At 70.7% G+C, this 19,818-nt stretch carries 14 protein-coding genes and 1 pseudogene; 6 read left to right on the top strand and 9 right to left on the bottom strand.

Going from position 1 to position 19,818, the window contains the following annotated elements:
- Positions 1–3 precede the first annotated feature (3 nt).
- Both ACFYWJ_RS05895 and ACFYWJ_RS05890 read left to right on the top strand, forming a co-directional pair.
- Positions 4–1,254 (top strand): amidohydrolase family protein, encoded by a 1,251-nt coding sequence (locus ACFYWJ_RS05895; RefSeq protein WP_355275220.1) that lies wholly within the window; start codon positions 4–6, stop codon positions 1,252–1,254.
- Positions 1,254–2,744 carry a chlorohydrolase family protein gene (locus tag ACFYWJ_RS05890; RefSeq protein WP_355275222.1) on the top strand — a complete coding sequence of 497 codons (1,491 nt, stop codon included), beginning with the start codon at positions 1,254–1,256 and terminating at the stop codon, positions 2,742–2,744. The genes ACFYWJ_RS05895 and ACFYWJ_RS05890 overlap by 1 nt, the downstream gene beginning before the upstream one ends.
- 21 nt (positions 2,745–2,765) lie before the next feature.
- Here the strand turns inward: ACFYWJ_RS05890 and ACFYWJ_RS05885 are convergent, their stop codons facing one another.
- Positions 2,766–3,761: an acryloyl-CoA reductase gene (locus ACFYWJ_RS05885; protein ID WP_355275224.1), complete on the bottom strand. Its 996-nt coding sequence runs from the start codon at positions 3,759–3,761 to the stop codon at positions 2,766–2,768.
- 16 nt (positions 3,762–3,777) lie between these two features.
- Complete coding sequence (locus ACFYWJ_RS05880; protein WP_355275226.1) at positions 3,778–4,857, bottom strand: DNA polymerase IV; 1,080 nt, start codon at positions 4,855–4,857, stop codon at positions 3,778–3,780.
- Between the two features lie 150 nt (positions 4,858–5,007).
- Here ACFYWJ_RS05880 and ACFYWJ_RS05875 point away from each other — a divergent pair.
- Positions 5,008–5,415: pseudogene (locus ACFYWJ_RS05875) on the top strand (PaaI family thioesterase); the annotation flags it as partial.
- Positions 5,416–5,661: 246 nt separating this feature from the next.
- Here the strand turns inward: ACFYWJ_RS05875 and lon are convergent.
- Positions 5,662–8,133, bottom strand: a complete 2,472-nt coding sequence (gene lon / locus ACFYWJ_RS05870; RefSeq protein WP_355275228.1) for an endopeptidase La — start codon at positions 8,131–8,133, stop codon at positions 5,662–5,664.
- Positions 8,134–8,400: 267 nt separating this feature from the next.
- On the opposite strand from lon, the gene ACFYWJ_RS05865 reads away from it, so the two are divergent.
- Positions 8,401–9,399, top strand: a complete 999-nt coding sequence (locus ACFYWJ_RS05865; RefSeq protein ID WP_355275230.1) for a hypothetical protein — start codon at positions 8,401–8,403, stop codon at positions 9,397–9,399.
- On the top strand, positions 9,396–10,361 hold the full coding sequence (locus ACFYWJ_RS05860; protein WP_355275232.1) for a hypothetical protein: 966 nt from the start codon (positions 9,396–9,398) through the stop codon (positions 10,359–10,361). The genes ACFYWJ_RS05865 and ACFYWJ_RS05860 overlap by 4 nt, the downstream gene beginning before the upstream one ends.
- A gap of 70 nt (positions 10,362–10,431) precedes the next feature.
- On the opposite strand, the gene ACFYWJ_RS05855 is transcribed toward ACFYWJ_RS05860, so the two are convergent.
- The 3 genes from ACFYWJ_RS05855 to ACFYWJ_RS05845 are packed head-to-tail and all read right to left on the bottom strand — an operon-like array spanning position 10,432 to position 12,475.
- A complete protein-coding gene (locus ACFYWJ_RS05855; protein ID WP_355275234.1) occupies positions 10,432–11,502 on the bottom strand; it encodes a DUF3068 domain-containing protein in 1,071 nt (356 codons plus the stop codon).
- Positions 11,499–11,669, bottom strand: coding sequence for a DUF2613 domain-containing protein (locus ACFYWJ_RS05850; protein ID WP_218718357.1), 171 nt, complete (start codon positions 11,667–11,669; stop codon positions 11,499–11,501). Before ACFYWJ_RS05850 ends, ACFYWJ_RS05855 begins: the two co-directional genes overlap by 4 nt.
- 29 nt (positions 11,670–11,698) lie before the next feature.
- Positions 11,699–12,475 carry a hypothetical protein gene (locus tag ACFYWJ_RS05845; RefSeq protein ID WP_355275236.1) on the bottom strand — a complete coding sequence of 259 codons (777 nt, stop codon included), beginning with the start codon at positions 12,473–12,475 and terminating at the stop codon, positions 11,699–11,701.
- A gap of 84 nt (positions 12,476–12,559) precedes the next feature.
- On the opposite strand from ACFYWJ_RS05845, the gene ACFYWJ_RS05840 reads away from it, so the two are divergent.
- Positions 12,560–13,171 (top strand): TetR/AcrR family transcriptional regulator, encoded by a 612-nt coding sequence (locus ACFYWJ_RS05840; RefSeq protein ID WP_355275237.1) that lies wholly within the window; start codon positions 12,560–12,562, stop codon positions 13,169–13,171.
- A 306-nt stretch (positions 13,172–13,477) separates the two neighbouring features.
- Here the strand turns inward: ACFYWJ_RS05840 and ACFYWJ_RS05835 are convergent, their stop codons facing one another.
- From ACFYWJ_RS05835 to ACFYWJ_RS05825, 3 genes are read right to left on the bottom strand one after another with little or no spacing between them, the layout of a single operon-like run.
- Positions 13,478–15,127, bottom strand: a complete 1,650-nt coding sequence (locus ACFYWJ_RS05835) for a protein kinase (RefSeq protein ID WP_355275239.1) — start codon at positions 15,125–15,127, stop codon at positions 13,478–13,480.
- 18 nt (positions 15,128–15,145) lie between these two features.
- On the bottom strand, positions 15,146–17,965 hold the full coding sequence (locus ACFYWJ_RS05830; RefSeq protein WP_355275241.1) for a hypothetical protein: 2,820 nt from the start codon (positions 17,963–17,965) through the stop codon (positions 15,146–15,148).
- On the bottom strand, positions 17,965–19,764 hold the full coding sequence (locus tag ACFYWJ_RS05825) for an HSP90 family protein (RefSeq protein ID WP_355275243.1): 1,800 nt from the start codon (positions 19,762–19,764) through the stop codon (positions 17,965–17,967). Before ACFYWJ_RS05825 ends, ACFYWJ_RS05830 begins: the two co-directional genes overlap by 1 nt.
- Positions 19,765–19,818 lie beyond the last annotated feature (54 nt).

Here is a 19,818-nt window from a genome sequence, read left to right as displayed (position 1 = left end):
TCCATGGGAGATTCGCTGCTGCTCACCGACGTGCGTCCGTGGGGCGGCGACCCGGTGGACGTGCTCGTCGAGAACGGGGTGGTCGCCGCGGTGGCCGCCACCGGAACGACGACGACAGCGGCGGAGCGGGTCGACGGCGCGGGCAGGCTCGTCCTGCCCGCCCTGTCCGACGTGCATCTGCACCTGGATTCCAGTCGCCTCGGTTTGCCGTTCCGCGCGCAGACCGGGGCGCCGGGCCGCTGGGGCCGGATCATGAACGACCGGGAGCATTGGCGAACGGCCGAGCGCTCGGTGACCGAACGGGCCTCGTTCACCCTCGCCGTCGCGGTCGCCAACGGCGCCACCAGGATTCGCAGTCACGCGCAGGTCGACGCCGACACCGGGCTCGCGAAGCTCGAGGGCGAACTCGCGGCGCGGGAACGCTACGCCGCGGTCTGCGATGTGGAGATCGTGGCGTTCCCGCAGGTCGGCATCCTGCTCGAACCCGGTGTCGTCGACCTCATGGACGCGGCGCTGTCGGCCGGGGCCGATCTGGTCGGCGGGATGGACCCGTGCGAACTCGACCGCGATCCGGTGCGTCATCTCGACGCGGTATTCGGGCTGGCCGAGAAGCACCAGGCCGGGATCGATATCCATCTGCACGAGGCGGGCGAGCTCGGGCTGTTCACGCTGTCGCTGATCAGCGAGCGGGTGCGGGCGCTCGGGATGACCGGACGGGTGACGATCTCGCACGCGCGCTGCCTGGCCAGTGGCCTGCCCGGGGTGCCCGCCGCGATCGAGCGGCTGGCGGAGTTCGATATCGCGCTGACGCACGCGGCGGGCGCGCAGGGCTGGGCGTTGCCCCTGCTCGAGCTGGCGGCGGCAGGCGTGCGGGTCGGTGTCGGGATGGACGGGCAGCGGGACTACTGGTCGCCCTACGGCAACGGCGACATGCTCGACCGCGCTTGGCAACTCGCCTTCGTCAACGGGTACGGCTCCGATCAGCATGTGGAACACGCACTGGCCGTAGCGACCTGGGGTGGGGCGAGCGTGATCGATCGGAGTCTGCGTCCGCTCGATCTGCGCGACCCGCATCCCGGTTTCGCGGTCGGTGATCCGGCGGAGTTCTTCCTGGTCGACGCGGTGAGTCCGACCGCGGCCGTGATGGATCGGCCCGCCGCGCGGACCGTCATCCACCGGGGCGCCGTGGTTTCCGTCGACACCGCGATCGAGGGTTTCGAGATTCCGGGGCGTTTCGGCAGGGAGGGGAGCTGATGACACGGCGCAGCATTCGAGCGCGGCACGTCCTCGCGTATTCGCCGTTCGACGCCGATGCCGCGGGGAAGTCCGAAGGGCACGTGCTGCTCACCGATGCCGAAGTGGTGGTCGAGGATTCGCGCATCGTGGCCGTGGGGCCGCGCGGCGCGGAACCGGCCGACGAGGTGATCGAACTCGGGGACGCGCTGGTGCTGCCCGGTCTCATCGATCTCGACGCGCTCGCCGATATCGACCACACGATTCTGGATTCGTGGCAGTCGCGTGAGCTGGGCCTCGGCCTGCAATGGTCACGTGACTACGCCACGCATCGACGGCGGGCCGTGTTCGACGCCGAGGAGCGGGCGTTCATCCGCGAATACAGCTTCGTCCAATTGTTGCTGCACGGAGTGACGACGGCGATGCCCATCGCCTCGGAGGTGCACAGCGACTGGGCCGAGACCTTCGACGACGCCGTCGCGATGGCGGAGGCGGCCCAGCGGCTCGGCCTGCGGGTGTACCTGGGGCCCGCGTATCGCTCCGGGGTCAATGTCGTGGACGCGGACGGCACCCGCTCCATCTACTGGAACGAGCGACTGGGCCGCGACGGATTCGACGGTGCGGCACGTTTTCTCGACTGGGCGGCCGAGCGCGGATCCGATCTCGTGCACGGCGCGCTGCTCCCGTGCCGGATCGAGACACTGACCGAGGAGCTGATGCGGCGCACAGCCGAACTCGCGTCGGCGACCGGCGTCCTGGTCCGCCTGCACGCGCTCCAGGGGTTGCTCGAGCGCGAGTTCATCGTGGAGCGTTTCGCCGCACCACCGCTGGACGTGCTGGCGCTGACCGGGCTGCTCGGGCCGAATCTGCTGATCCCGCACGGTATCTACCTGGACGCGCACCCTCGGGTCGACGCGGATACCGACGACGATCTGGCCACGCTGGCCGCGTCGGGAGCCGCGATCGTGCACTGTCCGCTCACTTCGGCCCGGCACGCGGCGGCCCTGGACACCTTCGACCGGTACCGCGCGGCGGGCGTGCGGATCGCCCTCGGCACCGACTCGTTCCCGCCGGATCTGGTGCGCGGCATCGACCTCGGCGTCACCATCGCCAAGCTGCTCACCCACCGGCTCGACGGCGCGACCTACGCCGACTACCTGACCGCGGCCACGCTCGGCGGCGCGGACGCGCTCCGGCGCCCCGACCTGGGCAGACTCGCGGTCGGGGCGACCGCCGACCTGGTCGCCTTCCGGCTCGACGACCCGCGCGACGGCGTGCTCGACGATCCGATCCGCACCCTGTGCATGAACAGCACCGGGCGCGCGGCGGACTTCGCCATGGTGGCCGGGCGGATCACCCTGCGGGACGGGGTGATTCCCGGTATCGATCTGCCCGCGATGACCCGCCGCGCGCAAGGACTGTTCGACCGGATGCGCTCGGCCTACTCCGAGCGCGACTACCTACGGAGACCAGCCGACGAGCTGTTCCCCGCGTCGTTCCCGGCGAAGTAGGCCGCGCGCGGCGGGCGTCGCTCAGAACTCGCCCGCGACGCCGATCACCGAGCGACCGGAGTGGGTGCCGTCCTTGATCGACTGCAGCACCGCGCCGACCTCGGTGATCGGGGCGAACGACTCGATCGTCGAGAGATGCTGGGGACGCAGTTCCTTGCCGAGCGCGGTCCACAGCGCGCGCCGCTTCTCGATGGGCAGGAAGACCGAGTCGATGCCGATCAGGCTGACCCCGCGCAGGATGAACGGCAGCACGGTGGCGGGCAGTTCGGCGCCGCCGGTGAGGCCGCTGGCCGCGACGGCGCCGCCGTAGCCGATGGAGCTCAGGACGTGCGCCAGCGAAGCACCGCCGACACTGTCCACCGCCGAGGCCCACTGCGCCTTGTTGAGCGGGCGCGGCTTGGCGTCCGGGTCGAGCGGGAGGCGGCCGATGACCTCGTTGGCGCCGAGTTCGGCGAGCAGGTCGCCCGCGTCGGTCTTGCCGGTGGAGGCGATGATCTCGAAGCCGAGGCCGGACAGAATGTCGATGGCGACGGTGCCGACACCGCCGGTCGCGCCGGTGACCAGGACCGCGCCGTCGTCGGGGGTCAGGCCGTTGTCGAGCAGCGCCTGCACGCTCATCGCCGCGGTGAAGCCCGCGGTGCCGATGGTGGCGGCGTCGCGGGTGTCCAGGCCGTCCAGGCGCACCACCCACTCGGCGGGCACCCGCGCGTACTCGGCGAAGCCACCGTTGCGGGAGACGCCGATCTCGTAGCCGTGCGCGATCACCTGGTCGCCCGGGGCGAAATCGTCGGTCTCGGACGCGACCACCTCGCCGGTGAGGTCGATACCGGGCACGATCGGATAGTTGCGCACCACGCCGCCGCGCGGGGTGATCGCCAGCAGGTCCTTGTAGTTGGCGCTCGAGTAGTGGACCTTGATCGTCACCTCGCCTTCGCCGAGGAAATCCTCCCCGACCTGCTCACGAGCGAGCACGATCCCACCGTCGGATTCACGGGCCACCATCGCGGAGTAATCCATGAGTTCGAGCATACGATCAACCGTCCGGCTCGGGCGGCAGGAGTTCCAGGCGGACGCCCAGCAGGCGGACAGGGCGGTCCAGGTCGAAGCGGTCGATGATGGCCAGGGCGGTGTCGACGATGGTGGCGATGTCGGAGGTCGGCTGGGGGAGTTTCTGCTGCTTGCTGCGGGTGTAGAAGGTTTTGGTGCGGACGGTGACCGCGACGCGGGTGCTGATGCGGTGGTGCTCGATCATCTCCTCGGCGACCTCGGTGGCCAGGCGGGCTACTTCGCGGCGGATCTCGTCCGGCTCGGTGAGATCGTGCGGGAAGGTCTCGGACTTGCTGCGGCCCACCGGGATGCGCGGGGTGGTCGAGAGCTCGGTGTCGCCCTTGCCGTGCCCGAGGACCCACAGGTAGGGGCCGGTGTTCGGGCCGAACTCGGCGGCCAGTCGCTGCCGGTCGGCGGCCATCAGGTCGGCGACGGTGACGATGCCGAGGTCGGCCATGCGCTTGGCGATCCGGGCGCCGACGCCCCACAGCGCGTCGGTGGGGCGGTGGCCCATCAGCTCGGCCCAGTTCGCGGCGGTCAGCTCGAACACCCCGGCCGCGGCGCCCGGATCGTGCTCGGGCTCGGCGGAGGTCTTGCCGGTCGACTTGGCGAACCCGGTGGCCAGTTTCGCGGTGAGCTTGTTGTCGCCGATGCCGACCGAGCAGGTCAGCCCGAGCGCGGTGATCGCGCGCCGGATCTCGGCGGCCAGCCGCCACGGATCGTCGTCGGTGGCGACGAAGGCCTCGTCCATGCCCCAGATCTCGACGGCGCCGGCGACCCGGCCCAGGGTCGCCATGATCTCGTCGGAGGCCACCTCGTAGGCGGCCATGTCGACCGGCAGGAAGACACCCTCCGGGCACTTGCGCTGCGCCATCTTCAACGGCATGCCGGCGCGCACGCCGAAGGCCCTGGCCGGATAGGACGCGCAGGTGACGACCTTGCGCGGCTGCGCCGGATCGCCTTCGCCACCGACGATGACCGGCTGTCCGCGCAGCTCGGGGCGACGCCGGAATTCCACCGCCGCCTGGAACTGGTCGAGATCGACATGCAGCAGCCACTGGGGCACGGTTGAAGTATTACCGCACGGTACCGACAAAACGGCGCAACCTTCGCACCCGGCGGTGCGGCACTGGCGTACTCGTCACTCACCTTCGGATGGCAATATCCGTAGCGCGCCAACCGATGTCACGACCGAGCTCGAAGAACGGAACACCCGATGCCGACCGAAGCCACCACCCTCGACCTCGACCTGGCCCGCCAGGTACTCGCCGCGCAACCGTTCGCCCGACTCGTCGGCACCGAACTCACGGAATTCGGGGACGGCGCGGCCACACTGGTGATCGAGATCCAGCCCGAGCACGGGCAGCAGTTCGGTTTCGTGCACGGTGGCGTGCTGGCCTACGCGGCCGACAACGCGCTCACCTTCGCCGCGGGCACCGTCCTCGGACCCAACGTGCTGACCGGCGGCTTCACCATCACCTACCTGCGCCCCGCCCTGGGCGAACGGCTGCGGGTGCACGCCACCGTGCTCGGCGCCACCCGCCGCCAGGCGGTCACCCACTGCGACGTCTACGCCGAGACCGAGGGCGAGGAACCGATCCTGTGCGCGGTCGCGCAGGGCACGACGCGACGGGTCGAGAAGGACCTCGAGCGGGTCGCCGAGGCGGGCGCCGACGAGGACACCGAGTTCGACGACGAGGACGAGTTCGACGAGGACGACCAGGACAGCTACGACACCGACCAGCTCGCGATCGTCACCGCGGTGCCCGAGGAAGCGCCCGCGCTGCCGCCCACGGTCAGCCGATAGCGATTCCGGACAGCGAACGGGCCGTGCACACGATGGTGTGCACGGCCCGTTCGGTTCGATGGGTCAGGCGCTGACGGCGAAGCTGCCGTCGGCGGCCGGCTCGGCGACCGGCTCGATGGCGTAGGCCAGGATGTCGGCCACGTCGGCGACGGGACGGACGTCCAGGGCGGCCAGCACCTCGGCCGGGACCTCGTCGAGGTCCGGTTCGTTGCGAGCCGGGATGAAGACGGTCTTCAGTCCGGCGCGCTGGGCGGCGAGCAGCTTCTGCTTCACGCCGCCGATCGGCAGCACGCGGCCGTTCAGCGTGACCTCACCGGTCATGCCGACATCACCGCGCACCTGACGGCCCAGCGCCAGCGACACCAGGGCGGTCACCATGGTGACACCCGCCGACGGTCCGTCCTTGGGCACCGCACCCGCCGGGAAGTGGATGTGGATGTTGCGGTCGAGGACCTTCGGCTCGATGCCGATCTCCGCCAGGTGCGAGCGCACGTAGGTCAGCGCGATCTGCGCCGATTCCTTCATGACGTCGCCCAGCTGACCGGTCAGGGTCAGGGCGCGCTCGCCCTCGGCGGCGTTGGCCTCGATGTAGAGCACATCGCCACCGGCGCCGGTGACCGCCAGGCCCGTCGCCACGCCGGGGACGGCGGTGCGTTCCACCGAGTCCGGGGTGAAGCGGGGACGGCCGAGATAGTCGGTCAGGTTGTCGACGTCGACCACGAGACTCGTCGGCCGACCGGCCGGCTGTGCGCCGGACTCGATATCGATGACGTTGTCGTAGCCGAGCCCGGGGTCGTACCCGAGCACGGCGCCCGCGCCGAGCGAGCCGTTGTCGACCAGCGTCTTCTCGTCCAGGCGACCGGCGTCCCCCGCGACCAGGCGGGTCGCCGCCTTGCGCAAGGCTTTCGCCACCAGTCGCTCCATCTGGCGCACGCCCGCCTCGCGGGTGTAGTTCGCCGCGATCTCGCGCAGCGCCGCGTCGGTGATCGCGACCTCCTCGGCGGTCAGCGCGTTGCGTTCCAGCTGCCGGGGCACCAGGAAGTCGCGGGCGATGGCCACCTTGTCGGCCTCGGTGTAGCCGTCGACGGTGATGAGCTCCATCCGGTCCAGCAGCGGGCCGGGGATGGTGTCCATGACGTTGGCCGTCGCGATGAACAGCACGTTCGACAGGTCGAGATCCAGGTCCAGGTAGTGATCGCGGAAGGTGTGGTTCTGCGCGGGGTCGAGGACCTCGAGCAGCGCCGCCGCCGGGTCACCGCGGAAGTCGGAGCCGACCTTGTCGATCTCGTCCAGCAGCACGACGGGATTCATCGACCCCGCCTCCTTCACCGCGCGCACGATCCGGCCGGGCAGCGCGCCCACGTAGGTGCGCCGGTGGCCGCGGATCTCGGCCTCGTCGCGCACGCCGCCGAGGGCGACGCGAACGAACTTGCGGCCCAGCGCCTTCGCGACCGACTCACCCAGCGAGGTCTTGCCGACACCGGGCGGACCGACCAGCACGAGCACCGCGCCCGAGCCGCGTCCACCGACGACCTCGAGGCCACGGGCGGCCCGGCGCGAACGCACCGCCAGGTACTCGACCATGCGGTCCTTCACCTCGTCCAGGCCGTGGTGATCGGCGTCGAGCACGGCACGGGCGGCCGAGACGTCGGTGCTGTCCTCGGTCTTCACCGTCCACGGCAGGTCGAGCACGGTGTCGAGCCAGGTGCGGATCCAGCCCGATTCCGGGCTCTGGTCGCTGGCCCGCTCCAGCCTGCCGACCTCGCGCAGCGCCTCGGCGCGCACGTTCTCGGGCAGGTCGGCGTTCTCCACGCGGGCGCGGTAGTCGTCGGCGCCGTCGGGTTCGTCCTCGCCGAGTTCCTTGCGGATGGCGTTGAGCTGCTGGCGCAGCAGGAACTCGCGCTGGCTCTTCTCCATGCCCTCGCGGACGTCCTCGGAGATCTTGTCGGTGACCTCGACCTCGGCGATGTGCTCGGTGATCCACTCGATCTGCTTGGTCAGCCGGGTGACGACATCCGGGGTCTCGAGCAGTTCCCGCTTCTGCTCGTTGGACAGGTACGGCGCGTAGCCCGCCGTGTCGGCGATGGCGTCGGGGTTGTCGAGCTGGTTGACGATGTCGATGATCTGCCACGCCTCCCGACGCTGCAGCACCGCGACGACCAGCTTCTTGTATTCGGCGGCCAGCTCGGTGGTCCGCTCGTCGGGCGCCACCTCCTCGACCGGTTCGGCCTCCACCCACAGGGCGGCGCCGGGCCCGGTCACGCCGTGTCCGATCCGCGCCCTGCGCTCGGCCTTCAATACGGCGGCGGGAGCGCCACCGCGCATGCGTCCGACCTGCTCGATCGAGGCGACGACGCCGTAGGAGGCGTATCCCTCGTCCAGCCGGGGCGCGACGAGCACGGCGCCGGTCTTCCCGGCCTGCGCGGCGTCGATGGCGGCCTGCGCGGATTCGTCCAATTCGATGGGCACGACCATGCCCGGCAGCACGATCGGATCGGTCAGGAACAGCACCGGCAGGTTCTGAGCTGTAGTCATGTCGACCCTTCCAAAGTTGAGCTTTGCTGACTCAACCCAGCCGGGTACCCGTTTGTTCCGGCCCGTGCCCCGGTTCACTGACGGCGAACATTCGGCCGTCCCGACCAGGGCTTGTCCGGACTCCGCCCGATGTGACAGCATCAGCGCCATGACTGATCGAATCGAGTCCCCCCGCGCCTGATGCGCGACGTGACCGGGACGGAACTGCCCGGATCGCCGACCTCCCTGTTCGACCACACGATGCGCTTGCATCGACAATCACCCGACATGCCGCTGGAGCGGAACGGGTATCCCTACCCCGATGAGCCGTGGCACGGGCGTGGAGACACGCCGCCCCACCCGAAGGACCCACGAACCGTCGGCATCGACCTCGCGGCCCTGCTCGACGCGCATTTCGCCGATCCCGACAGCACGCCCGCCGACCTGGCCGAAGCGTGTCATCAGGTGTTCGTGCCGCTGTTCCGGAACGAGCACGTGGTCGCCGCGGCCCGGCGGGTCGAGGTCGAGCGGGTGCGCCGGACCGGCCGTTGGCTCGTCCGGCGGGGCACCGATCGCTGTGCGGTGACGACCGGGCTTGCACTGCTCGAAACCGCTCCCGAGGACGGCGACCTTCCGATGTTGCAGACGATCGGACTGCTGTCGGAGAGTTTCGGTCCGCTGGTCGCGGACACGATGGCGCGCTGCCGGGGCGGGTTGCCCGGGTTGCTCTGGCTCGGTGATCGCGTCGGTGGTTGGGGACGCGTGGCTGTCGTCGAAAAGCTGTGCGCCGCCTACGGTGTGAGCGCCCGGGACTGGCTGTTGCGCAGATCGTGCAACGGGGAGTACCTCAACCAATACTTCGCGGCCGAGGTCGCGATCACCGCCGACCTCGCCACCGCGATCACCGCCGACGACCCCGATCTCGACCTCGTCCACCACACCGGTGTTCTGTTGTCCGCGATGACCGACTGCGCGGGAACAGGTCTCACGCTCGACGCGTACCCGGCGGCGCCGAACGTCCTGGCGGCGCACTCGAAACATGCGGTGCGCCTGGCACCGACAACCCATCGCTACGGGAATCTGGCGAACCTCGCCGACTACCTCCGGCGGCCGTCGACACGGGAGTGGCAGGGCCGGGAGCAGGCGATCGACCGGTACCTCACCCTGCTGAACCAGCCGGAGTGGGAAGCCGTCGCGCGAACCGGCCTGGTACAGGGCGATTTCCGGGTGCTGTGGCTGCGGCACGCGATCGGTGCCCGGCTCGACCTCGCTCCCTTCACATCATGACAGCGCCGGTTTCGCTGTTCGACCATGCGATGCGGTTGCATCGGGAGTCTCCGGATGTACCGCTGGAGCGGGAGGGGTACCCGTTTCCCGACGATCCGTGGCACGGCTTCGGCGACACGCCTTCGCATTCCGGGCATTGGCGAGCCGAGGGCATGGGGCTGGCCGCGCTGCTCGACGCGCATTTCGCTGACCCAGCACGGTCACCGGCCGACCTTGCCGCGGAGTGTCACCACGTGCACGTCCCGCCGTACCGGAACGAGCACGTGGTGGCCGCGGCGCTGCGGGTCGACGCCGAGCGGGTGCGGGCGACCGGGCGCTGGCTCGTGCGGCGGGGAACGGATCGGTGCGCGGTGCGGATCGGGCTGGCGCTGCTCGGCACAGTGCCCGACGACGCCGACATTCCGCTGTTGCTGACGATCGGATTGCTGTCGGATGCCTTCTCACGCTTGGTCGTCGACGCGTTGGCGCGGTGCCGGGACGGGACCGCCGCGCTGCTGTGGCTCGGTCAACGGGTCGACGAGTGGGGGCGGGTGGTCGTGGTCGAGAAGCTGTGCGAGCAGCGCGGTTCGATCGCCCGCGACTGGTTGCTGCGGAATTCGTGCCGCGACAGTTTTCTCGACGGCTATGTCGCCGGGAAGGTCGCGATCGCGGCCGACCTCGCCACCGCGATCACCGCCGACGCCCCCGATCTCGACCTCGTCCACCACACCACCGTGCTGCTGTCGGCGATGACCTACTGCGCGGGAGCGGGTCTCACGCTCGACGAGTATCCGGCGGCCGCGCGGGTGCTCGACGCCCACTCGGGACAGGTCGCGCGCTTGGAGCCGTCGACCCACCGCTACCGGCACGTGGGCACCCTGGCCGACTACGTGCGGCGCGCGGAGCCGGACGGGTGGGAGCGGCTGAGCGAGCGCTATCTGGACCTGCTGAACCGGCCGGACTGGGCCGCGTACGCGCCGTGAAACGACGTCGTGAAACAACGAAGCCTCCCCGGAGTGATCCGGGGAGGCCGCGCTGTGCAGGGGAACCGAGCTAGAGGTTCGTGGTACGGATCTGTTCGGTGGGCGGGTCGTAGGTGCGACGACCGGTGGAACCGCCCGAGCTCAGGACGCCGAGGACGGCGCCGGCGATGAGCAGGATCGCGCCCAGGATGCCCAGGATGATCGGCAGGGTCTTGCCGAACAGGTCGAGCTTGTCGAGGCTCTCCTGGGTGACGGCCATCTGCGCCTCGATGGTGTCCTCTTCGAAGACGAGGTGCGCCTTCAGCGCGGTGACGTCGACCTGGTTGGCGCTGCGGCCGTAGAACAGGTGCAGCTGCTCGCCACCCTTGATGACGGCGCCGGTCCGCGGCTCCACCCACACCTCGCGGACGTTGGTGTAGAAGCGGAGCATGGTCACCTCGCCCTCGCCCTCGAGGCCCCACTTGGCCGCGGGCAGGGTCAGCTTGCTGGTCGCGGTCGGCGCGACGTCGTGCAGGCTGGTGACCGGGATGGACTGCCGGAACAGGTAGACCGGCATCCCGTTGATCTCCGTCTCCTCGACGAAATCGATCGGGAAGGTGGCGCGGGCGTTCAGGTCGAAGTACGGGTACGACTTCTTCTCGGTGCCGATCGGGAAGCGGTACTGCAGGCCCTGGCGGTTGGTGGGATCGGCCACCGACGCACCGGACTTGTCGACGTTGACCGCGATCGAACCGTTGGGCGAGGTCGACACCGGCTCGCCGGTGAAGCGGTCGATGGTCACCCGGTCGACCTTCGCGTCGAGCACGCCGGCGTCGCCGTCGCGGTCGTCGCGGCGCAGGGTCTGGCCGGCCTGGACGGTCATCTCGTCGGCGCCGGACGGCTCCTGGACCGTGAGGAAGCGCTGCGAGGAGACGGGGACGTTGTCCACCTTGGCCGCGCCGTCGGGCGAGACCAGGGACTTCGAGTCGAGCACCATGCTGGGTTCACCCGGCACGCTCTTGGCGATCGTGGTGACCTCGAGGTCCAGCGGGGTCTTGGCGACCTTGTCCACGGTGTAGGTGGGGATCATGACAGCGGCGGCGAGCAGCAGCGCGCCGAGTCCGACGAGAATGCAGGCGATGAGCCTGCGCCCGTTGCTCATCGGCTGCCGTACTGCACGTTGCCCAGCACCGAGGAGCCGGGATCAGCGGTGGTCTCGGGAGCGGGGATCGAATTCTGTTGCGCGCCCGCGGTGATGCCGAGCACGGCAATCACCCCGAGGATCGCGCCGGCCAGGCCACTGACCAGGCCGGGGACGGCAAACTTCATTGAACGAAACTCCAATACGTGGCGTCGGCTCAGGCGACGGAGAAGAACCCGAGGGTCGGGGCGAACGAGCAGGTCCGGTCACCGTCGGCGGTGGTCGTGGTGAGCGAACCGGTGATCACCGCGGCGACCCGCCCCGCGCCGGTGTCGGCGATGGCGGACAGGGTGGCGGGCCCGTCCGGGTTGATCCCGGCCGCGGTGGTGAGCGGCTGGGTGCCCGTCCGCCGGTTGTCCAGGTTGATCCACTGCACCGTCATCGGCGGGTTCTGCGCGACGGTCGGCGTCTTGGTACCCAGCGCGGTGAACACGAAACCGGTCTGGCCCGCGGCGGGCCCCGGCGGCGGCAGCTCGGCCGGGCCGGGTACGGCCAGCGCGGTGCCGACGGAATCGGAGGTCGGGCCGATGCAGCCCTTACCGATGGTCGGGTAGAGGAACTGGGCGATCCGCGGGCCGTCGGACGGCGGGAGCTCGGGGCCGCCACCGCCGCTGCCGTCGAGGAAGGTGATGACACGTTCCAGGGTGGACTTGACCTGGGCCGGGATGCCCGGGGTGGCGAGCAGCACGCGCGCCTGGGCCAAGATCGCGGCCTGCGCGCCATCGGCGATGGGGGCGGGCGCGGAGATGGCGCTTACGATCGACGGTGCCAGCGCGGCCAGCGTCTCGGAGGGAACGTTCTCCGCGATCGCCGGGACGCTCGGCTGAGCCGCAGGCCGCGGGGCAGCCATGGTCGATGCCGGTGCGGCGAGTGAGGCACTCACCGCTAGTACGAGAGCGGACAATGCGGTCCGCGAGCCTCGGGTGCGCAGCACTGGTCAGCCGTCCTTCTTTGTGGGGATTGGTTGAAGCAGCCCGGAAAGGTAAGTGTGATCCCGGGTTTCAGATACATTGGAGAGGTGACTACAGCGGACAGACGGTATGGGGGTCGTACAGTCGTCGCGCGTAAAGCCGAACGGCGCCAGCGGTTCCTGGAAGCAGCGACGCGAATCTTCGCCGAACGCGGGTACCCGACGTGCTCGCTCGCCGAGGTGTGCGCGGCGGCGGGCCTGTCCAAGCGGCAGTTCTACGAGGAGTTCGAGACCCGCGAGGACGTGCTCATCGCCGCCTACGACCGCATCCAGGACGACGCCGCGGCCGCGGTCGTCCAGGCGGTGGTCGCGCACACCGAACCGGAACCCGCGCTGCGGGCCGGCCTGGGGGCGTACCTGGAATCGCTCGGCTCCGACCCGTACCGCGCGCAGGTGGCGCTGATCGAGGTCGTCGGGGTCAGCGATCGGATGGAGAACCATCGTCGCGCGCGCAGGCATGCCTGGTCGGCGCTGATCGAGACGGCGCTGGCGGCCAAGGGGGTGCGGCTGCGCGGCGACGCGGAGCTCACCACCGGCCTGCTCACCGGCGCGGTCAACGGCGTGGCCCACGAATGGCTGCTGCGCGAGTCGCGGCCACCGGTCGGCGAACTGGTCGACCTGCTGACCGCCGCAGCGCTCACGCTGGTCGACTGGGGCTGATTTCCGCGCAACCGTCGGGAGGGTGGCAACATCGCGCACTTGCCGCTCGCTCAACACACTCCCTCTCCGGACATTGTGAGACCGGACGGCTTCACAGTGTGGGACGAGAGTCTGGCATAGTAGTGACCCAGATAGCAACGGCTGGAAAGTTGAGATCGGCATCACCAGGGGTGATGTATTGGTCGAAAGTCCAGACAAGCTCGTGGTGGTAGTGAACCACCACCGGCCGCGTACGGTGTCCGCTTCGCCGTTTCGCTCCCGTTTCCACATGGTTGGCAAATGACCGGCAATCGCCATCGCGGGTGGTCAGGACTTCCGCAGGAACCCGGTGATGGTGCCACCGAGCAACCCTGGCGTGCGGTAGGTGAGAGTGCCGTTCGAGCCCATGGTGACCGTCGAGGTCGCGCCGTCGTCCACACAGCCACTCGCGCTCTTGCCGGTGAGTTTCGCCCGGAGGACGAGGCCGTCGGTGGTGGCCTCGACCAGGGTTTCCGAGCGCTCGCAGCGCTCGCCGGAGAGCACGCCGGTATTCGACGCGGTGGCGACCTTCTGCCCGACCTTGCCGTCGTCGATGGTGAGGGTGATGTCGAACTGCACCGGCCCGTCGACGGCCCGCCCCTGCCAGCTCCCCACGAACGCGGCGGGGACGGTCGCCACCGGCGCTCCGGTGGCGGGCGGGAGCTCGGAACCTCGGTGGCTGGTGGAGATCGACGTCGAGTTCGCCACGCTATTGCCGTCCGATCGGTCGCGCAGCTGGACCCCGATCAGGAACGCGCCCCCGGCGACCGCCAGCGCCACGACCACCGCCGCGGCCACCAGTGCGTTGCGCCCGCGGCGCGCGGGCGGGCGCAACGCCTGCCCGGGCGCGGGAGTACCGCCGGTGATGTCACCGGCAGGCCGACGGACAGTCGCGTACCCAGCCTGCGTCGGCCCACCGAAGCCCGTAACGGCACCTGGCAGCGGGGTCTGCCCACCGAAGCCCGCGGTGCCGGGGAAGGATGCCTGGCCGCCGGTGTTCGACCACGTCGGGTGAAGGGGTGTGCTGGGACCGGGAGGGAGGTCGGCCGGGCCGGAGTCGAGGTCGAGCAGGGTGACCGCGCGCCTGCTGACGTCCTCGAGCACAGCGGGCGGGAGCCAGCCGGTGCGCTCGGGCAGGCCGATGGCGGTGAGCTCGGCGAGGACCTGCTGCGGGGTGGGGCGGGCGGCGGGGTCCTTGGCGACGCAGGCGGCGACCAGCGGACGAAGGCGCGCGGGCACGCCCTCGAGGCGCGGTTCCTCGTAAACGATGCGAAACAGCATCTGCACGATCTCGGCGGTGCCGAACGGGCCGTGGCCGGAGGCGGCGAAGGTCAGCACGCCGCCGAGCGCGAACACATCGCACGCGGGGCCGAGCGGTTCACCGGTGACCTGCTCCGGGCACATGAAACCCGGTGAGCCGATGACCTTTCCGGTGGTGGTGAGCGCGGTGTCCTCGACGGCGCGCGCGATCCCGAAGTCGACCACCTTGGGCCCGTCGACGGCCAGCAGCACATTCGACGGCTTCAGATCGCGATGCACGATGCCGACGCCGTGAATGGCCACCAGCGCCTCGGCCAGCCCGTGCCCGAGCGCGAGCAACGACGGTTCGGTGAAGGGCCCGAACCGCGACACCGCGTCCGAGAGCGCGAGTCCGGCGACGTAACCGGTGGCCAGCCACGGCGGATCGGCGTCGACATCGGCGTCGAGGACCGGCGCGGTGCAGGCACCGCCGACCCGCCGCGCGGCGGCCACCTCCCGGCGGAACCTGGCCCGGAATTCGGGGTCGCCCAGCAGATCCGGCCGGATCACCTTCACCGCGACCGTGCGTCCGCCCGCGTTGCGGCCCAGGTACACCTTGCCCATGCCGCCGGCGCCGAGGACGCCGAGCAGCCGGTACGCCCCGATCTGGCGTGGATCGTCGCTGCCGAGCGGTTGCATCGCGTGGAGTCCTTCGAATCAGCCGAGTCTGGAGCGGGTTTCGGTCAGCAGGTTGGTGAGCAGGCCGTAGGCGGGATGGGTGTCGTCGAGTTCGGCGACGGCACCGGCGAGGACCTTCTCTGCCTCGGCGGTCCGGTCGAGGTCGAGCAGGATCCTGGCCTGGTCGTAGTCGGCCCGTACCGCCCGATCGATGACGTCGATCGCGCGGAAACCGGCGGCGGCGGCTTCGGCGCGCGGTAGGGCTTCGGGGAAACGATAGGCGGCGTGCAGGATTCGGGCGGCATTGTGGTCGAGCCGGGCCCGGTGCCAGCACAGTAGATCGGCATCCGGGCCGGTGGCGGCGAGCGCCGCCAGCGCGGCGTCGGCGACCTCGACGGCCGCGACCGCGCCCGCCGAATCACCGGACCAGTGCAGGGACAGCGCGGCGCTGTAGCGGCAGTAGGCGACCCGGATCGGATCGTCGACCCGCGCCGCCACCTCGGCGGCGAGGCGGTAGCGTTCGGCGGCCTCGGCGTCGCGGTCGAGCGCGTCGAGCAGGTCGGCGGTCTCGGCCAGGACATACGCCTCGTCGCCGAGATCCTCGACGGACCGGTCGAATTCGATGATCGCGTCGTACACGGCGAGCGCCTGATCGGGCTCGCCGAGCGAGCGGTGCAGACCGGCCAGCAGGTAGCGGCAGCCACGGGCCGCGCCGCCCGCGCCCGCGCCGTCGAGCGCGGTGATCGCCGCTTCCGCCTGCTCGGCGGCATCGAGCAGCTGCCCGGTGGCCCGGTAGGCGATGGCCAGATCCCATTGCGCGTACGGCAGCTGGGGCAGACCGGCGGGTGCGCCGACCGCGATGGCGGTGAGCAGCTCGCCGACGGCCTCGGCGGGACGCTCGAGGAGCAGCAGGAGATCGCCGCGACGGGCGAACAGGGCCGTCCGGAAACCGACGCGGGTGTCCGCGTCGAGCAGCGGCAGCGCCTCGTCGGTCGCGGCCAGCGCGGCGGCGAAATCACCGGCCGCCCGGTGGATTCCGGCCAGGTAGTACAGCGTGGTCGCGGCCCGGAACGGCAGGTTCGCCCGGCGGTAGGCCGAGATCGCCGTCCGTGCCGCGACATCGGCGTCGTCGATCCGGGAGTTGTTCTCGGACAGGAAGAGCCGCTGCTTGGCGGCATCACCGATCAGCTCGTCCTCACGAGAGGCGGCGGACTCGGCGTCGGCACGGTCGAGCAGTTCGGGGAGCTCGGCGGCGGCCTCGTCGGGCAGCAGGCCACGGTCGTACAGGTCGAGCAGACCGCCGGACAGCCGCAGTACGGCGTTGCCCCGGACCGCCGGATCGGCCGACGCGCCCAGGTGCGCGAGCGACGCGCGCAGCAGCGGTGTCGCCTCGGCGGGATCTCCGTGCCTGCACAGGTGCACGCCGAGCCTGCCGAGACCGATCTGGCGGAGATCCTCGTCGCCGGCGGCGGTGTAGTGCTCGATCGCCCGGCGCAGCAGGGATTCGGTCGCGAGACAATCGTCGCCACGGGCGGACTCGCGCGCGAGCACAGCCGCGCGCCTGCCCGCCAGCAGCGGATCGGTGGGCTCGGCGTCCTCGGTCAGGCGCTGGACCAACGCCGTCACCTCGGTGGTGGCGTCGCGCTGGAGGCCCAGTTCGGCCCGTTCGATCAGCTCGGCCGTGGTCAGCGCGGGGAGTTCGATCGGGGCGGGCGCCTGCTCGACCGGCACCCGGTGCACCGCGGCGGCCGACAGCGGCAGCTGGTCGACGATCGGCGTGCTCGCCAGCACCGTGTGCACCAGCTCGGACTGGTGGGTGGTGCCGTTGCGCCGATCGAATCGCGCCGCGATCGCCAGCGCCTCGGCGGTCAGTTCCGCGCCCAGGGCGCGCGCGGTCGATTCGGCCGCGGGGCGGTCGAGATGCGCGGGCCGCCGGACGACGGTGTCGCCGTGGCCCGCGTCCTCGACGGTGCGCAGCAGCAGCGCGGCCGCGGCGGCGAGGTCCATGGCGGCGGACGGATTCGGCGACCGGTCGAGCCAGCCGAGATGCCGGTCGAGCAGTTCCAGGCCGCGGGCCTGGTTGCCGGACAGCGCGCAGAACTCGAGATGCGTGGCGATGGCGCTCACGTCCTGGGGTTTGGTGCGCAGCACCCGGTAGGACCTGCGGTGCGCGTCGCGCGCGGCGTCGAGCTGGCCGGTGCGCAGGTAGGGCAGCAGCAGGGCGGTGAGGATCAGCTGGGGTTGCTCGTCACAGTTCAGCTCGCCGCGCAGGACCGGGGCGGCCAGTTCGACCGCCTCCGTGTCCCGACCCCGGCTCGCCAACCAGGTGACCTTGCCGGTCGGGTCGCATCCGGCGCAGTCGGAGTTCTCGTCGCGCGGTGTGGTGCACCATCTTTCGTACCAGCTCTCGGCCTCGGTCAGGTCGCCCAGATGCTTGGCCACGTAGTGCCGGTAGGCGTACACCGCCTGCGGGCTCTGGCCCTCCACCCGGTAGCGCTGCTCCATCTGGTCGAGCGCGGCCAGCGCCCGATCCTTGGGCACCTCGGGGAAATTCGTCATCGCGCGCACCGCGAACTTGAAATCCCAGCGCAGCGATCCCGCCACCCAGTCGCCGTAGGCGCCGGGTTCCCGGTCGTAGTCGGCCAGGCAGCGGGCGAACGGGACGAACAGCTTGGCCGGGCTCATGCCCTGGGCGTAGGCGGCGATCAACCGCATCCGGGTGTTGAACGCGATGTCGGTGTGCCCGCCCGCTTCGGCGTGTCGCAGGACCTGTTCCAGCAGTGCGTCTTTGGCGTCGCCGTAGGGCATGTGACCGGCCTGGGCGAGCAGCCGCCACAGGTCGTCGGCGGTCTCGGACATCAGAGCTCTCCCTGCGGATCGTGCACTGCCCAGTCGAGCAGCCCGACGAACGACTTGTTCAGCAGCGCGGTGTCCACCGGCCGCATCGGATGCTGGCCCTGGAGCAGCGCCTGGCTGTAGAGCGCCTCGACCGCCATGGTCACCAGCCGGGTGTCGGCGAGCCCGGCGATGCGGCGCACCAGCGGATTACGGTGATTGAGCACCAGCTGCGGCCGGTCGCCGTCCTGACCGGAATCGAAGGCGCCGAGCACATCGGCCCACAGTTCGTCGGCGACCTGGCGGGTGGCCCGCAGTTCGGCGCGATGCTGGGTGTCGCGGTCGAGCAGGTACAGCGCCGACAGCGACGGCGGATCGAACGTGCGCAGCGCGACCTCGCAGTCGAGCCGGTCGAGCACGCGCTGGGCGGTCGTCAGGAAGGGGCGCAGCGCGAGTTCGGTGGCCGGGTCGACCAGGTCGAAGTGGGTCGCCAGGGCGGCGGTGTCCAGGCGCGTCACCTGGATCTCGGGATCGAGCGCGGGCAGGCGCTCCAGGATCTCGGTGATGTAGGTGTAGCCGCCGTTCACCAGGCCGAGGCCCTGCGCGGCCGCCACCGCGCCGAGCTGGCGGAACTCCTCCACCGACGGCGTGTAGCGCATGCCGCCGAACCGGCGGCGGAACTCCGCGAGCGGGATCTGCCCGGCATTGGTCTCCACCGGCAGCCAGCGGTCGACCAGCCGGAGCATGTCGTCGTCGTGCAGGGCCAGCGCCTTCACGCCCAGGTCGTGGACGCGCAGGAAGCGGGCGAGCGCGGCCGGGTCGGCGGTGGACAGCTCCACCAGCCAGTCCCTGATCTGCCCGCCGAGCGACTCCCTGGTGGATTCGAGCAGGTCGTCCTCGTACAGGGCCTCCCGGCTCGCGGTCGGCCGCAGCTCGGTGGTGTCGACGACGCAGCGCACGAAGAACGCCCAGTCGGGCAGCAGCCCGCTGACGCTCTCCGCCAACAGCATCCGCTTGAGATACACCCGGTGCCCGGCCTTGGCCGCCGGGTTGACCGGCTGCGGGAGCACGAACGCCACCCCGGTGACACCTGATTCGGCACAGCTGAGATCGAACGTGGCGAACGGCGTGAAGCCGAAGGTGTCCTCGGCGTAGGCGGCGAGGGCGGCCTTGCGGTCGTCGGGAGTGGGGTGGTTCGCCCGCCACGGCACCTCGGGCTCGGTGACCGAGCGCCCGTCGACGGTGACCTCGAACGGCAGCAGACTGCCGAACAGGGCGGCCAGCTCGGTGACGGTGGCGCCGGTGAGCCACTGCTCGGCGCCGCGCCGGGGCGTCAGGATCACCGTGGTGCCCGGTTCCTCGCGTTCCCGCGAGGCGGGCTCGACCCGGTAGCGGCCGTCGGCGAAGCCGGTCCAGCGCACCGTCGGCCCGCCGCGCGCGGAGCGGGTGAGCACGGTGACCTCGTCGGCGACCAGGAAACACGAGAGCAGGCCGATACCGAACTGGCCGAGGAACTCGTGCCTGGCGAAGCCGAGATCGTCGCGTTTGCCGCTGCGGCCGATGGTGGCCAGGAAGGTGTGCACCTCGGCCTCGGTGAGCCCGATGCCGGTGTCGTGGATCCTGATGCTGCCGTCGCCGGTCCGGTCGGCGGTCTCGATCCGCACGCTGAGCTGCGCCGACGGATCCAGCGTCCGGCGCGCGGTGCTCGCGTCGACGGCGTTCTGCATCAGCTCGCGCACGTACACCCGCGGACTGCCGTACAGGTGGTGACTGAGCAGGTCGACCACACCACGCAAATCGACCTGGAATACCTGTTCCACCACCGGTCCCCTCCGAGCACGAGCACTACTTGCCCGGCCACTGTAACCGCAACTTCG

The organism is Nocardia sp. NPDC003269, from assembly GCF_042888005.1.
Classification (GTDB): Bacteria; Actinomycetota; Actinomycetes; order Mycobacteriales; family Mycobacteriaceae; genus Nocardia.
Note: the sequence above shows the minus strand (reverse complement) of the source record. Positions and strands in the feature narration are given on the sequence as shown.